Here is a 915-nt window from a genome sequence, read left to right on the forward strand (position 1 = left end):
GCGTGCCGGGCGGCTCGTGGGAAAAGGTGCCTTGGAGCATCACAATCGCCATATGCTCGGAAAGCTGGCGGATGCGCTCGGCCAGCACGCGCAGCGCCGGTGTGTGGGCGTCCAGGCGATGATCGGTCGAATCGCCGGAGACGACGCCGACCTGACTTCCGGCCGCGATCGCGTGTTCGACGGCGAAGCCGAAGCAGCGATCCGCTTCGGCCAGATTGCCCGTCGAGTAATGCAAATCAGAAAAGTGAGCCAACAACAGGCTCTCACTCGCGTTGAGCATGATGTGATTCTCCAAAGGAATGGTGCGCCGATTTGGCGCGCGGGAAAAAGAACGTGGCCCGGCTGGGCCACAGGTGAAAAGAAATGGGGCAGAAGTGGAAGATGAGGTGAACGACGCGTTGCACGCCGTTCAACTATTCCATCGTCAGACAGGCTGTGTGGCTTCGAGGACGCGGGAGCGCACCTGCTCACGGAAGGCCAGCGGGTTAGCCAGCGCGGTTTGCATCTCGCCGATCATGCTGTCAACGTCGTTAGGCCGCTTCGTCCAGCCCTGACCGTACTCGATCCGGGCAAAGGTCAGCAGATCCATGCGCTCCTGGCCGACCGACATACCAAGGCGGGCGGCGAGGTCGGCGAGGATGCTCTCTCGGTCCTCGGGATCGACCGCGGTCGGCATCGGTGCAGGCATCGGTGCGGGCATCGGCGAAGTGACCGGTGTCGACGCGGGCGTCGGAGCCCGTTCAGGCTCCAGTGGCATTGCGCCAGAGATGTCGACGAGCGGCGCCATGGAAGGCCCATCACCTGCGGGCGTTGCGCCTTCTAGCAACGCGACCGACTTGCTTGCCGCGTCCAGTGCCGGCGCTATCTGATCCGCGCTATCCAGCAGCGCGCCCAGGTCGATCTCCGCATCCAGCA

At 63.8% G+C, this 915-nt stretch carries 2 pseudogenes; both read right to left on the bottom strand.

Annotation, left to right across the window (positions count from 1 at the left end):
• Window positions 1-280: pseudogene (locus CF70_RS06015) on the bottom strand (metallophosphatase family protein); the annotation flags it as partial.
• Between the two features lie 144 nt (window positions 281-424).
• Window positions 425-915: pseudogene (locus CF70_RS36485) on the bottom strand (hypothetical protein); the annotation flags it as partial.

Origin of the sequence: Cupriavidus sp. SK-3 (assembly GCF_000611145.1) — a bacterium.
Classification (GTDB): Bacteria; Pseudomonadota; Gammaproteobacteria; order Burkholderiales; family Burkholderiaceae; genus Cupriavidus.